10 protein-coding genes are annotated in these 14,906 nt (G+C 61.8%); 5 read left to right on the top strand and 5 right to left on the bottom strand.

Annotated elements, in window-relative coordinates; genetic code table 11:
- Positions 1 to 19 precede the first annotated feature (19 nt).
- Entirely contained in the window at positions 20 to 1,672 is a 1,653-nt protein-coding gene (locus RYH70_RS20590) for an acyl-CoA dehydrogenase family protein (protein ID WP_233917614.1), read from the top strand.
- Between the two features lie 39 nt (positions 1,673 to 1,711).
- Here the strand turns inward: RYH70_RS20590 and RYH70_RS20585 are convergent, their stop codons facing one another.
- On the bottom strand, positions 1,712 to 2,557 hold the full coding sequence (locus RYH70_RS20585) for a MerR family transcriptional regulator (RefSeq protein ID WP_022997332.1): 846 nt from the start codon (positions 2,555 to 2,557) through the stop codon (positions 1,712 to 1,714).
- A gap of 52 nt (positions 2,558 to 2,609) precedes the next feature.
- Entirely contained in the window at positions 2,610 to 4,340 is a 1,731-nt protein-coding gene (locus RYH70_RS20580; protein WP_022997331.1) for an SDR family oxidoreductase, read from the bottom strand.
- Between the two features lie 424 nt (positions 4,341 to 4,764).
- Between RYH70_RS20580 and RYH70_RS20575 the strand changes: the two genes are divergently transcribed.
- From RYH70_RS20575 to RYH70_RS20560, 4 genes are read left to right on the top strand one after another with little or no spacing between them, the layout of a single operon-like run.
- On the top strand, positions 4,765 to 6,387 hold the full coding sequence (locus tag RYH70_RS20575) for an ABC transporter substrate-binding protein (RefSeq protein WP_022997330.1): 1,623 nt from the start codon (positions 4,765 to 4,767) through the stop codon (positions 6,385 to 6,387).
- 3 nt (positions 6,388 to 6,390) lie between these two features.
- Positions 6,391 to 7,422, top strand: coding sequence for an ABC transporter permease (locus RYH70_RS20570; RefSeq protein WP_022997329.1), 1,032 nt, complete (start codon positions 6,391 to 6,393; stop codon positions 7,420 to 7,422).
- Between the two features lie 4 nt (positions 7,423 to 7,426).
- Positions 7,427 to 8,287, top strand: a complete 861-nt coding sequence (locus RYH70_RS20565) for an ABC transporter permease (RefSeq protein WP_022997328.1) — start codon at positions 7,427 to 7,429, stop codon at positions 8,285 to 8,287.
- 9 nt (positions 8,288 to 8,296) lie between these two features.
- Positions 8,297 to 9,991 carry a dipeptide ABC transporter ATP-binding protein gene (locus RYH70_RS20560; RefSeq protein WP_051414237.1) on the top strand — a complete coding sequence of 565 codons (1,695 nt, stop codon included), beginning with the start codon at positions 8,297 to 8,299 and terminating at the stop codon, positions 9,989 to 9,991.
- A 123-nt stretch (positions 9,992 to 10,114) separates the two neighbouring features.
- On the opposite strand, the gene RYH70_RS20555 is transcribed toward RYH70_RS20560, so the two are convergent.
- The 3 genes from RYH70_RS20555 to RYH70_RS20545 all read right to left on the bottom strand — a co-directional run bounded on the left by RYH70_RS20555 (position 10,115) and on the right by RYH70_RS20545 (position 14,799).
- A complete protein-coding gene (locus tag RYH70_RS20555; RefSeq protein ID WP_022997326.1) occupies positions 10,115 to 11,629 on the bottom strand; it encodes an aldehyde dehydrogenase family protein in 1,515 nt (504 codons plus the stop codon).
- Positions 11,630 to 11,703: 74 nt separating this feature from the next.
- Positions 11,704 to 13,800: a PQQ-dependent dehydrogenase, methanol/ethanol family gene (locus tag RYH70_RS20550; RefSeq protein ID WP_317009591.1), complete on the bottom strand. Its 2,097-nt coding sequence runs from the start codon at positions 13,798 to 13,800 to the stop codon at positions 11,704 to 11,706.
- 75 nt (positions 13,801 to 13,875) lie between these two features.
- Entirely contained in the window at positions 13,876 to 14,799 is a 924-nt protein-coding gene (locus RYH70_RS20545) for a transporter (RefSeq protein WP_233917617.1), read from the bottom strand.
- Positions 14,800 to 14,906 lie beyond the last annotated feature (107 nt).

Raw genomic sequence — 14,906 nt, 5'->3', positions numbered from 1 at the left:
AGACTATAAGGAGAAGAAAATGGATCCGTTCTTCCAAACGCCGCCACAGACGGGCAACCGCTTTCACACCGATCCCACGTTGCGTCTGGCATTGCAATGGCGCCTGCCGGATGCGGTTTTCCAGGCGGCGTCACCGGCTCTGGAAAACATGGGGCGATTGGCCGCCGACACCATGCCGCCACTGGCCGAACAAGCCGAAAACAATCCGCCGCGGCATCTGCCCTACGATGCCTGGGGGCGGCGGGTGGACCGGGTCGAAGTGGATGAGAGCTGGCTGGAACTGGTGCGTTTGGGGCAACGCCAGGGTCTGGTGTCGTTGCCCCACGAAGATCCTTACGGGGTGCATACACGAATCGTGCAGGCCGGGTTGATCAATCTCTACGACCCGGTCAGCGCGGTGGCGGATTGCCCGCTGGTTATGACCGATGGGGCTACCTGCCTTCTTAAGGAGCACGATCCGGAACTGGCGAAACAATATGTGCCGCGCCTGACCGCCCGGGAGCAGGCCTGGACGTCGGGGCAATGGATGACGGAGCGGGAAGGGGGATCGGATGTCGGCCGCAGTGCCACGATAGCGCGACCCGGTGACGGCGGAACCTGGCATCTTTTTGGTAGCAAGTGGTTCACATCCGCCACCACCGCCGATATGGCCCTGGCTCTGGCCCGGCCGGAAGGTGCCGGCGGCGGCAGTCGTGGGCTGTCGCTGTTTCTGTTGGAGTTGCGGCAGGCCGACGGCGGCTGGAATGGACTGACGGTACGGCGGCTCAAGGACAAACTGGGCACCCGCGCCCTGCCCACCGCGGAGCTGGATCTGGCCGGTGCCCGGGCGGTACCGGTGGGGGGGTTGGGGGATGGCGTGCGCAAGCTTACCGGATTGCTGGGCGTTGCCCGCTATTGGGCGGCCATAGGAGGGTTGGCCGGAGTCGGGCATTTGCTGGCGTTGGCGCGGGACTATGCCGGCAAGCGCGAGGTGTTCGGCCGGTGCTTGGCGGATCACCCGATCCATCGGGAATGGCTCGCCCGCATCGCCTCGGTGTACGACGCCATGGTGGTGTTGAATCTGGAAACCGCCTGGCAGTTGGGACGGGCTGAGCACGGGGAGGACGGAACGCTGGCGCGGCTGTTTACCTCCCTGGGTAAGCTGGCCTGTGCCCGCCAGGGGGTGTGGGCCGCCAGCGAATTACTGGAGAGCTTCGGTGGCGCCGGCTATGTGGAAGATACCGGGATCCCGCGTCTGTTCCGCAACCTGCATGTCAACTGTATTTGGGAGGGGACGTCCTCGGTACTGGCTCATGATGTGTTACGGGCACTGAAAAAACCGGAAACCGGAGAGGCGTATATCGAAGAAGTGGTAAGGCGCCTGGGGGCGCTTCGCCATCCGGCCAGTGGGTCCATGCGCGAATGTATCGAAGAGGCGCTGGAGTCGCTGGTGCCGATGATCAATTCGCCCAGAGAAGAACAGGCCCGGCGGCTGGCCTGGGGTATGGCGCGGACCTTCCAGGCGTTGCTGCTGACGGAGTTCGCCGAGTGGCGGCTGAACTATTATGACGACGGCACTGGTGTGACAGTGGCGCGTTTGTTTGCCGCGGAAGGACTGGTGGAGGCGGGTTGCGATGAGTCGGCCGCCGCCTTACAGGCAGTGGCGTTCACGGGACAGGCGCTGCCGCGGTGAGGTCGTTGTGATCGGGGGAAGCGTCGCTGGGGCCCGGTCTCAGTGATGCTTCTCCAGGTGGGCCAGCACGTTTTCCAGCCGGTCCACCAGTACCTTGTTGATGCTTTTTTCCAGCACCCGGCCCAGTTCGTCGTTGACCACCGCTTCCGCCAGTGGCCGGATGCGGGTGATGAATTCCGCCAGGGTGGCCACGTCTTCCCCCTGAGGGAGGCTGTTCTCACCGTATTTGTCGTCCACCAGATGCTGGATGATCATACCGATGAAACGCTCGGCCAGCTTGTCCACCTCCTGGCGAACCAGACGCACATGGGTGAGTACCGCATCCAGCGGCACTCCGGCTTCCACCAGTTCCTTGCCGGCATTGTAGACGCGTGGATAAGGCACGCGCAGGCGCATGCCTTCGGGAACGATATAACCCAGGCTGACCGCCTTGGTCATGACTTCCGGGGTGATGTCCTCACCAAAGTCGTCGATCAGGTCCTGATAGTCCACATAGGAGGGCACTTGTGGATTGCGCCAGGAGGTCACCGCCACTTCCAGGCCGAGGATATCGTTGAGGTCGCGGCCCTCTTCCCAGGCACTGAGCAGATCACGAATATTGTTCAGGGTATAACCCCGTTCCAGCAGGGCGCCGATGATCTTCAGGCGAGCCAGATGAACATCGCTGTAGATGCCGGTACGGCCGCGCTTCTCCGGTGGCGGCAGCAGGCCACGGTCCTGGTAGGCGCGCACGTTGCGCACCGTGGAGCCGGCCTCCCGGGCCAACTCGTCGATGGTGAATTCCTGGCGTTTTTCCAGGTCGGCGCTGGTGCTCCCCGTCGGCCGGAAGGCTTGCTGACGCAGGGAGCGCAGCAGCGCGGCAGGGGTTTTTCGTGATGAACTCATGGGGGCGATAATAGACCCTATGCCGCGGTGGTGCCAGGGATCCCGGCCTTCCTCAAGGGGTCAGATCCAGCCGTGCCAGCCGCCGCGCCAGCGCCGGGCTGAAACGGCCCACCAGGCGCATGCCGCTGGCTTCGGCGCTGACCGGCACTTCCGCCCGGTTCTCCTCCACCGCGGAGACGATGGCGGCCGCCACCCGGTCAGGGGTGAAGCCCCGGCGCCGGTAGAAACGCTCCGCTGACGCCCTGCGACGCGCTTGCTCTTCGTCATCGGCGCCGACAAAACGGGTGCGGCCGGTGATGGGTGTATCGATGATGCCGGGGCAGATGGCGGAGACGCCGATACCCTGGTCCGCCAGTTCCGCGCGCAGGCACTCAGTCAGCATCAGTACCGCGGATTTGCTGGTGGCATAAGCGGGCAGGACCTTTGAGGGCAGGTAGGCGGAAGCCGAGGAAACATTGACGATATGGCCGGCCTTGGCCTGGTCGATCATTTGCCGGGCGAACAGCCGGCAGCCGTGGATCACGCCCCACAGATTGACGTCCAGCACCTGTTTCCAGTCCTTCACGCTGGTATCCAGCAGCGGTCCGGCCAACCCGATGCCGGCATTGTTCACCACCACATCCGGAGCGCCCAGTTCCCGCTCCACATAGCGTGCCAGCGCTTCCATGGAGCGTGCGCTGGCGACGTCCGCGCGGCGGCCGAGAGCCTGGCCGCCGGCATCGACAATGTGTTGAGCGGTACGCTCGGCGGCGCCGCCATCAATGTCGGTACACAGCACGGTGGCGCCACGGGCGCCGAAAGCCAGGGCGGTGGCTTCACCGATACCGGAACCGGCGCCGGTGATGACCACCAGCTTGCCGCTGTCCGGCCGCGGGGCAGCGGGCACTCGCGCCCGTTGCAGGGAGGGGCTCTCCGGCGCCCCTTCGATATGCGCGATGAACTCACGCAAGTAACCGGCGGTGATGTCCGGGTGGGCCTGCAGCGGCCCCCAATGACCGGTATGCATTTCCCGGCGCCACACCCGTTCCGCCCACCGCGGTACTTCGTCCAGCAGTTCCGGGCCGACGTAGCGGTCGCGCAGCGCCACCAGCAATTGCACCGGCACCTGGGTGTGGCGTTCCCGGGGATGCAGCAGGCACGGCAGCATGTTGGCGCGGTAGAGGGCGATACCGTTGATGCCGTCCCGGCGCTGGGTGGGGCTTGGCGCCACCCGCAGGTGTTCGGTGCGCCGCAACAGGTCCGGCCAGGCGCGATCCAGGCCCAGGCGCCACGCCATGGGCGCCAGACCGGGCAGGTGAAAAGCACCGATATACCAGCTCTTGGCCAATTGACCGAGACCGGAGGTCAGGGAAGAGCGGCGCCGCAGGCGCTGGCCCATGTGATCCAGGCAGGGCCCCGACAGGCTGGTGAACGAGGCCAGGCGGCGTCCGGCATCCGGCTCGGTGACCGCTTCCCAGGACTGGATCGAACCCCAGTCGTGGGCCAGCAAATGCACGGGCTTGCCGGGGCTGACCGCATCGATTACAGCGAACAGGTCGTCGCGCAACTCGCCGAGGCGATAGGCGGACACCTCCGTTGGCGCGGAGGAGGCGCCGGCGCCACGGACGTCGTAAGTGACCACATGCAGGTCCTCCCACAGGGCCTCGGCCAGCTTGTCCCAGGTCTCGCTGTTGTCCGGATAGCCGTGCACCATGACCAGAACCGGGCCGTCCGGGTTGCCCCCCTGGCGTATCGCCAGATTGACGCCTTCGCGTACCACGGTTCGATGTTGCCACTGCATCATTGCCTGTCTCCCTGCGGGTCGGATTCCTGAAGCCAACGGATTCCATTGTCGCCCCAGGACTGGCGCGGGTAATTTGCCCCGGCGCCGGTGCCCGGGGGCAATACGCCCGGCCGGTCCACCATTTTGGCCCCAGCGGATCGGTTTGCGGGTGGACGGCCCTGGTGCGCGGATGCTCCGGAGTGGTGCATCACTATCGAAAAGTCCGTCTCGCGCCCCAGAGTGGGGAGGCGGCCCGTCCTTGCATGCAAGGCGGTGGGGCGGCGCGCCTCGGGCCTCTCCGCAACCCCTCCCCATGGCCTTCGCGGCATCGCCCAACACCTTTAAAAAAAGGCCTCCCAGCGCCCGCCGCCATCTGGCCCGGAATCTGCATACCGGAAGTCGCATACAAGTTGGTATTCATGTTAACCCGCAGGGGGCAGTGTTCATGTACCGTCGCGATTTTCTAAAAGGGGTCTCCGCTTTGTCCGTGGGTGTGGGCGCCCTGACCTTCCTCAAGAGCATGCCGGCGCTGGCGGCCCGGAATGACACCCTGGTGGTGGTTACCGGAACCACCATCAACAGTCTGGACATCCACCGTAGCGGCACCAACCGGCCCAGTTACCAGGTGGCGGTGAACTGCTACGACCGTCTGCTGACGTTTGGCCACAAGCAATTGGAGGACGGGTCTTTCAGCTACGATTACGACAATCTGCAACCGGAGCTGGCCGAATCCTGGGACGTCTCCGAGGACGGTCGCACGCTGACCTTTAAACTTCGTGACAACGCCCGCTTCTGGGATGGCAAGCCGGTCACCGCCCACGATGTGAAATGGTCCTTCGATCGTGCGGTGACACTGGGGGGCTTCCCCACCGCGCAGATGGCCGCCGGTTCCCTGGAAGAGCCGGAGCAGTTCGAAGCGGTGGACGATAAGACCTTCCGGATTCGTTTGCCGCACTCGTCCAAACTGACGTTACCGGATCTGACCACGCCGGTGGCCATCGTTATCAACTCGGAGGTGGCCAAGGCGCACGCCACCGATCAGGACCCTTGGGCCACGGAATATCTGCATCGTAATCCGGCTGGTTCCGGCGCCTTCAAGGTGGAACGCTGGGACTCCGGCCAGCAACTGGTCTATAGCCGCAATGATGACTGGGCCTGCGGGCCGGTGGCGAAGATCCAGCGCGTGATCATTCGTGAGATTCCGTCCCAGTCCACGCGCCGTGCCTTGATCGAACGGGGAGATGTGCACTTCTCCCAGAACATCCCGGCCAAGGACGCCCGCGAACTGGAGGCGGCCGGTAAGGTGAAGGTGGTCAGCACGCCGATCGAAAATTGTCTGCATGTGCTCTGCACCAATCTTAATTTCGAGCCGTTCCAGGATAAAAAAGTACGCCAGGCCATTGCTTATGCGGTGCCCTACGAAGCGATCTTCAACAATGCCGCCTACGGGCGCGGCGTGCCGATGTGGGGTGGTGACAGCACCAAACCGGAAAGCATTGCCTGGCCGCAACCCTTCCCCTACAGCCAGGATCTGGAGAAGGCCAGGGCGTTGATGGCGGAGTCCAGCCATGCCGACGGTTTTTCCGTGCCGCTGTCGTTTGACCTTGGCCAGGCGGACTGGGCTGAACCCACCGCGCTGTTGATCCAGGAGGCGTTGGGCAAGATCGGCATCAAGGTGTCCTTGAACAAGGTGCCGGGCGCCAATTGGCGAACCGTGGCCCTGGTGGAGAAATCCCTGCCGCTGCATCTGGAAAACTTCGGCGGCTGGCTGAACACCCCGGACTACTATTTCTACTGGGCCTACGTGAAAGGCAACCTGTTCAACTCCTCCAACTATGACAACAAGGAGGTTGCCGGGTTAGTGGATGAAACCCTGTACATGGCCCAGGACGATCCCAAGTACGCCCCGAACATTCGCCGCATGATCGAAATCGCCATCGACGATGTGCCGCGTATTCCACTGTATCAACCGTCGCTGAACGTGGCGATGCAACAGAGCACGACGGGCTACGAGTACTGGTACCACCGTCAGTTGGATGTCCGGCCCCTGACTCTGAAACAGGACTGAATCATGGTGCGTGTGCCCAAGCGCTTGCGGCTGGTGGGTTATCGCTTGCTGCAGGCGATTCCGGTGTTGATTGGCATTGTCGTGGTGTCGTTCCTGTTGACCCGGGCATTGCCCGGGGACCCGGCGGTCTACTTTGCCGGGCCGGCGGCGTCGGAGGAGTCCATCGAACAGATCCGCGCCAGCATGGGGCTGGATCGGTCACTGCCGGTTCAGTTCCTTGCCTACGTGGGAGATCTGCTGCGCGGGGAACTGGGGCAATCCATTTCCACCGGTCAGCCGGTGCTCACCGAGCTGACCACGCGTTTGCCGGCGTCGCTGGAGTTGACCGGATTCGCGCTGCTGTTCTCCATCGCGGTGGCGATGCCGCTGGGGATTTTGGCCGCCACCCGGCCCAATTCCTGGATCGATCACCTGTGCCGGTTCGTGGTCACCGCCGGGGTATCGCTGCCCACTTTCTTTACCGGCTTGGCGCTGGTTTACCTGTTCTACTTTCTGCTGGGCTGGTCGCCGGCGCCGATGGGGCGACTCGATATTCTTTATCTGTCACCGCCCCACGTTACCGGCTTTTATGTGATCGATGCGCTGATTGACGGTGATTTCGAGACGGCACGGGCGGCGCTGGCGCAATTGATCCTGCCGGCGGTGACGCTGGGTCTGTTCACGCTGGCGCCGATTGCCCGCATGACCCGGGCTGCCATGTTGCAGGTGCTGGAAGGTGACTTCATCCGCACCGCCCGGGCGGCGGGCCTGTCTGGCAATAAAGTGCTGTACACCTACGCCTTGCGCAACGCCATCCTGCCGGTGATCACGACTTTGGGCATGGTGTTTTCCTTTGCCCTCGGCGCCAATGTGCTGGTGGAAAAAGTGTTCGCCTGGCCGGGCATCGGTTCCTACGCAGTGGAAGCGCTGGTGGTGTCCGACTACGCCGCGGTGCAGGGCTTCGTATTGTCCATGGCGTTGCTGTTCGTGATTCTCAATTTGTTGATCGATGTGACCTACACCCTGGTCGATCCCCGTCTGGGTATGGAGGACTGATCCGATGTCATCTTCCTCGGTGAAGAATTTCGCTCGCCATGCCCGTTATGTGATGACGGAAAACCCGGTGACCGCACTGGCGGCGCTGCTGTTTCTGCTGATTGTCATCGCCGCCGTGGCCGGACCCGCGCTGGTGCCTTACGATCCGATGGCTACCGACGGCGATCGTGCCTTGCAGCCGCCATCCTGGGATCACTGGTTCGGTACCGACCATCTCGGCCGCGACGTGTTTTCCCGGGTAGTGGTGGCGACCCGTCTGGATCTGATGATTTCTTTGGCCGCGGTGGCCATGGCCTTTGTCATCGGTTCCGCCATGGGTGCGGTGGCCGGCTACTTTGGTGGTTGGGCGGACCGCATCACTGGCCGGCTGCTCGATACCATCATGGCGTTTCCGCTGTTCGTGCTCGCCATGGGCGTGGTGGCGGCGGCGGGCAATACCATTGAAAACATCGTCTATGCCACCGCCATCATCAACTTGCCGTTCTACGCACGCATGGCGCGGGCGGAAGTGAATATCCGCCGCAATGCCGGCTTCGTGCAGGCGGCGCGTCTGTCCGGCAATGGCGACTGGCGCATCCTCGCCCAGCATATCTTTCCCAACACCCTGCCGCCGATGATGGTGCAAATCTCGCTCAACATGGGCTGGGCCATTCTCAACGCCGCTGGCCTTTCGTTCATCGGTCTGGGGGTACGCCCGCCGACGCCGGAGTGGGGGATCATGGTGGCGGAAGGCGCCAACTTCATTGTCTCCGGTGAGTGGTGGCTGGCGTTTTTCCCGGGTGTGGCACTGATGCTGGCGGTGTTCACGTTCAATTTGCTCGGTGACGGTCTGCGCGATCTGGTCGACCCGCAGCGGCGTACTTGAGGTGAGAATATGAGCATACCGTTATTGGATATAAAAGCGCTCACGGTGGAATTCGGTACCCGTCGCGGCGTGGTGGACGCGGTGCGGCAGGTTTCGGTCACCGTGGCCAAGGGGGAAACCGTCGGCATCGTCGGGGAATCCGGCTCGGGCAAGTCGGTGACTTCCTACGCGGTGATGCGGATCCTTGATCGTGCTGGCCGTATCGCCGGTGGCAGCATCGTGTTCGGCGGCATCAATGTGGGCAAGGCCGATGAGCGTACCATGCGGGATCTGCGTGGCCGTGAGATGTCGATGATCTTCCAGAATCCAAGGGCGGCGCTCAATCCGATCCGTTCGGTGGGCCGGCAAATCGAGGACGTGCTGATCGAACACAGTCTGGCCACCCGCGCCGATGCCAGGGAAAAAGCCATCGACGTGCTCAAGGCGGTACGCATCAATGATCCGGAAAGCCGCTACCATGCCTATCCGTTCGAACTGTCCGGGGGCATGTGTCAGCGGGTGGTGATCGCCATCGCCCTGGCCTGCCGGCCGCAGCTGCTGATCGCCGATGAACCCACTACCGGTCTGGATGTGACCACGCAAAAGGCGGTGATGGATCTGATCCGCGAGCTCACCGCCGAGCGTAATATGTCGACCTTGTTGATTACGCACGACCTCGGTCTCGCCGCCGCTTACTGTGACCGCATCGTGGTGATGGAAAAAGGGCGCGTTGTCGAGGAAGCGGATACCGCCACCTTGTTCGCCAACCCCCGGCATCCCTATACCCGGCGGTTGTTGCAGGCGACACCAAGACTCGATTCAAAGGTGGCGGATCTGTTGCCAGAAGAAGATTCGCGCCGCCGTGCACCGAGTGCGCGCCCGCCTGGCGAGGTGCTGCTGCGAATACAGGATTTGGTCAAGGTCTTTCCCGGCAAGGAAAAGGGCGATGAATATCGAGCCGTGGATGGTTTGTCCTTCGAGGTGCGTTGTGGTGAAAGCCTGGGGCTGGTGGGCGAGAGCGGCTGTGGCAAGTCCACCACCTCGTCGATGATCATGCGTTTGCTGGACCCCACATCCGGCCGCATTCTGTTCAACGGTGAAGACATCGGCACGGTGCCGGGAAAACGCTTTGCCCGCCATCCGGCCCGCGCTGGTCTGCAGATGGTGTTCCAGGACCCGACCGACAGTCTCAATCCGCGCTGGAGCGCACGCCGCTCGATCAGTGATCCACTGATGCGGCTCGGTCATGTCAGCGGTTCCGCGCTGCGCGCCAAGGTGGAGGCGCTGGCGCAAATGGTGGGGCTGCCGGAACATCTGCTCGACCGCTTTCCCCATCAGCTGTCCGGTGGCCAGAAAGCACGGGTGGGGATCGCCCGAGCGATTGCCCTGGAACCAAAGCTGCTGATTCTCGACGAGCCGACGGCGGCCCTGGATGTATCGGTGCAGGCCGTGGTGCTCAATCTGCTGGTGGAACTGCGTGAGCGTCTGGGTATGAGCTATCTGTTCATCAGCCACGATCTCAATGTGGTGCGGCTTTTATGTGAGCGCGTACTGGTAATGAAAGCCGGGCGGATTGTCGAACAAGGACCGGCGGAACGGCTGCTGGACAGCCCGGAACATCCTTATACCCGCGAGTTGCTTGCCGCTATTCCTCATCCGCCTTCGGGGGCGGTACCGACATCACCGATATCAGTGCAGGGCGGATCGAAAGCCGCGGCTCGGTAGGACACGCCGATCCGATTATCCAAGCGATGTAAGAAATCCTGGAAAAAGCCGCCGGCGCACGTCGCGACGCCGGCGGAAAAGGCACCAGACTTTGCCGTTCTCAATGGCATGCCAGTGGCGGGTTTACACCGCCATGAAAACGGCTTTGGTTTCCAGATACGCATCGAGGGACTGCCGGCCCATGTCGCGGCCGAAGCCGGACAGCTTGTAGCCGCCGAACGGTACCGCCACGTCCAGCATGTTGTGGCAGTTGACCCATACCGTTCCCGCTTTGATTTTTGGTACCAGACGATGCACTCGTGACAGATCGTTGGACCAGATACTGGCGCCAAGACCGTAGGGGGTATCGTTGGCGCGGCGGGCCACGTCGTCCAGATCCTCATAGGGCAGCGCCACCACCACCGGACCGAAAATTTCTTCCTGCACGATACGCAGTGCATCGTCGGTACTGGCGAATACGGTGGGTTCGACAAAGTAGCCGTTGCGATTGGCGCGCGCGCCGCCGGTCACCAGCTCCGCGCCTTGTTCGCGGCCCAGATCGATATAGCCGCACACCCGGTCCAGCTGTTCACGGGAGACCAGCGGCCCCAGATGGGTCTGCGGATCCAGCCCCGGCCCCATGGGTAGCGCCTTGGCCAGTTCCGCCAGTTCCGCCACCACGTTATCGTACAGCTTCTTGTGCACGTACAGGCGCGACCCGGCGCAGCAGACCTGGCCATGGTTGAAGAAAATCGCCTGGGCGGCGCCCTGAGCGGCCAGGGCCGGATCGCAGTCGTCCAGTACGATCATCGGTGACTTGCCGCCCAACTCCAGGGTGACGCGGGTCATGTTGTCCATGGCGGCGCGGCCGATCAGCTTGCCCACTTCGGTGGAGCCGGTGAAACTCACCTTGCTGACCCCCGGATGAGCCACCAGCGGAGCGCCGGCATCCGGACCGTCTCCGGTAATGATGTTCACCACGCCTTCGGGGAAACCGGCCTCCTGTAACAGTGAGCCAAGATAGAGCGCGGTGAGCGGCGTTTGTTCGGCCGGTTTGAGGACCACGGTACAGCCAGCCGCCAACGCCGGTGCCAGCTTCCAGGTAGCGACCAGCAGCGGGAAGTTCCAGGGCACGACCGCCGCCACCACGCCCACCGGTTCGCGGCGCGTATAGGCGAAGAACTCGCTTTCCGGCGGGGCGAAGGGAACCGAAACGTCCAGCGAGGCGCCTTCGATCTTGGTGGCCCAGCCGGCCATATAGCGGAAAAATTCAATACACAGAGTGATGTCCACCGCTTGTGCGATCTGCGCTGACTTACCGTTATCGATGGATTCGATCTCGGCCAGCACCTTGGCGTCGCGCTCGATCAGATCCGCCAGTTTCAGCATCAGATTCTGGCGTTCGGAGGGCCGCATTCTCCCCCAAGGTCCGTTTTCCAGGGCCTGACCGGCGGCGCGCACCGCGCGGTCCACATCCGCCTTCTGGGCAGCCGGTACCGTGCCGAGTACCGTTTCATCCGCCGGGTTGATCACCTCAAGGCGCTGCCCGTCGGCGGCTTCCACCCACTGATCGCCGATCAGCATGCGGTGATGGGTGGTCTCCAGAAAGGTCCGGGTGCGGCTTTCAATGGTGTGGCCGAATTCCGTCATCATATTCATGGCAAAAGCTCCCCGCGGCCCGGTTTAACCGGGCCGTGTTTTACTGTGTGAGTGGTTGGAAAGGTGGTGCTGATTTACTTCTTGGGTCTTATCGCGTCCGCGGTCCCCTGAATGAAAGCTTTGATCTTCTCCACGTCTTCCGCGCTAAGCTTACCGGTGAAGTCCGGCATGCCCCGGGAAACGAAGGGACCGTTGAAAACAAACTTGTCCAGATTTTCTATGAAGCTTTTGTCCACATAGCCCAGGTTGGGAATATTGCCGCCTTTGTCGACACCAGGAACGCCGTGGCAGAACACGCAGTTGCTCACGTAAAGGTAGGTGCCTTCTTCCACCAGGGCCGGATCGTACTTCACGCCGGTGAGAAGATTGCCGAGCTGGTGCTGTGTGAATTCCGGCATCTTCGCCTTGCCATTCAGCTTGAAGGTGTAGACGGTGCCCGGTGTGGCCGTTTCCGAAGCCCGTTGAGTCTGGCCGAATACCCCGCCCCAGCCAGCGGCGATGGTGATGTACTGCTCGCCGTCCACCTGGTAGCTGATTGGCGCGGCAATTACGCCGGTACCCATGGGGGACTGCCACAGTACATCGCCGCTGCCGGCGTCGAACGCCATCAGCCTGGCGTCAGCGGTGCCCTGGAACACCAGGTTTCCGGCGGTGGACAGCGTACCGCCGTTCCAGGGCGCCACATGTTCATAACGCCAGCGCTCCTGCTGCTTGACCGGGTCCCAGGCCAGCAGCCGGCCGAACGGTTTGCTGAAAGGTGTCTCGGCATTGATCAACATGCCGGTATTCCAGCCGATGCCGCTCATTGGTTGTCCCGGTTTGTTGCTGCCGTGCTCCTTCCAGTTTTTATCTTCCATCAGATTCAGCGGGATATTCTGCGCCGGAAAATAAGCCAGTCCGGTTTTCGGGCTGTAGGACATGGAATGCCAATTGTGTCCGCCGAAGGGGCCGGGGATAGCGTCAAAGGGCTTATCCTCGGAGCGGGCTTCGGCGATCTCGATGGGCCGCCCATCCTTGTCATAACCGGTGGCCCAATTCACATCGACAAAGTTTTGCGCTGATATGAATTTGCCGTTGGTGCGGTCCACGACAAAGAAGAAACCATTCTTCGGCGCATGCATGATCACTTTGCGCAGTTTGCCGTCGATTTTGATGTCGGCCAGGATCAGATCCTGGGTTGAAGTGTAATCCCAGTTATCGCCGGGAGTTTCCTGATAGTGCCAGACGTAGTCGCCGGTTTCCGGATTGATCGCCACGATGGACGCGAGATAAAGGTTGTCGCCGCCGGCGGGGCTGCGCTTGCGGTGTGCCCAGGGCGTACCATTACCGGTACCGATGTACATCAGGTTCAATTCCGGATCGAACACCATGGAATTCCACACCGTGCCACCGCCGCCGGATTCCCAATACTTGCCCTTGGGATCCCATGTTTTCGCCGCCTTGGCCATGGCGTCGTTTTCATACGGCTTGGCGGGGTCACCGGGCACGGTGAACCAGCGCCATTTCTGCTTGCCCGTCTCGGCGTCGTAGGCGGTGATGTAACCGCGCACACCGAACTCCGCGCCGCCGTTGCCGATAATCACATTGCCGCGGAACACGCGCGGTGCTCCGGTAACGGTATAGGGGCGGGAACGGTCAACGATGGTGTCTTTTTCCCAGACCTTTTTACCGCTTTTGGCGTCGAGGGCCACCAGGCGTCCATCGAGCGAACCGACGAAAACTTTGCCCTTGTAAACGGCAACGCCACGGTTCACCACATCGCAACAGGCCTGGTACGCTTTTTCCCTGGGTACTTTCGGATCATAACTCCACAGTTGTTTGCCGGTCTTGGCATCAAGGGCATGCACCACGCTCCAGGATGCGGTCACGTACATGGTGCCGTCCACCACGATCGGCGTGGCTTCGATGCCGCGCGTGGATTTCAGGTCGTAGGACCAGGCAAGACCGAGCTTGTCGACATTTTTGCTGGTGATTTGCGTAAGCGGACTGAAGCGGGTGCCGGCATAGTCGAAACCATGGCTGGGCCAGTCCTTGCCGCTGTCACGGTTGGCCAGTATCGAAGCCTCGTCCGGTCCGGCCTGGTCCGCCATGACCGGTCCCGCGGTAAACAGGGAGGACAGTAGCAACAGGGAGGGCATCGTCGCCCTGCGGAATGCAAGCATCAAAGTCATTTTCAGGTGCTCCTTTTCATTTTTATCACGCTGCCTGTGAACGCACCGGTGCCATGACACCGGCGGCGCTACTGATCAGAATGCCTTGAGAATTCTCAGGTTGAAACGATTGCTTTCCTTGAAGCCATTTTCCACGGAAAGATCACGCCCATAATTCGCCAGCAACTGCACGGAAGGTGTGACGAACCAGCCGCTACCTATGGTCATCTTGGTGGTTTTGGCACGATCATCCTGGTCGGTACCGTTGATTTCGGTTTCTCCGCCGAAGGTATGGGAGAGCCCGGCGCGCAGATCCAGATTTTCACGCAGTTGATAGCGAAGGAAAGTTTGTACCTGGAATAGGGGATCTTGCTTAAGCGTGTCCTTGTTGGCTCCGAAATCGTCATTTTTACCGTGCACGGTGACGTCGGCGGCGATGTCGAGGAACACCTTCTCGGTGAGGCCGGTGATATAGCCCGCCTGCAGAGCGAACTTCCATCGGTTCTCGCCAAGGTTAAGCGCGTCGTCGTGGTCATAGGTGCCAGTAGGCACATAAACAAAAGGCGTAATACCAAAGTAGGTATTGGTTTCAGGTTTGTTCACCAGCCAGACCGTGGCGGCGAGAATCAGATCGCCAAGGCCATCAGCATCACCCAGTGACTTGGTGTCGTCCTTGCCTTCCAAGTGACCGAAGGGAAGCAGAAATTGAGGGTCAACGATGTAATCGCCGATCCGGGTGAAGTGAACGCCGCGCAGAATGCCAACATGGGATTCGAGTCCGGCATCGATCGGTACCCGTTCGCCATCACTGTAGAGCCGATCTCGGTCAGCGTACTGGTAGTAAACCATGGCCAGATTGGTGCCCGCGGGCAGGGCGGTGTAGTCGCCGGCGTCCACGTCCACGGCGTGGCTCTGGCCCGCCGCTACCGAGAGCGCGCCGACCAGCAGTGACAGGGCGGTCTTTTTCTTCGGTATGATGGGTTTTCGGGAAGCCGCTTTTACATTCTTGTCGTCGTTCATGAAATCGGTTCCTTGTTTCTGTTATTCGATAGAAAGCGTCGCAAAAAAATAGAAGTCCTCGAAGGCGGACTGTCACCCTCGCGAACAGCCACCTCGTTGTTGTATTG

The organism is Alloalcanivorax xenomutans, from assembly GCF_032810065.1.
GTDB lineage: Bacteria > Pseudomonadota > Gammaproteobacteria > Pseudomonadales > Alcanivoracaceae > Alloalcanivorax > Alloalcanivorax xenomutans.
Note: the sequence above shows the minus strand (reverse complement) of the source record. Positions and strands in the feature narration are given on the sequence as shown.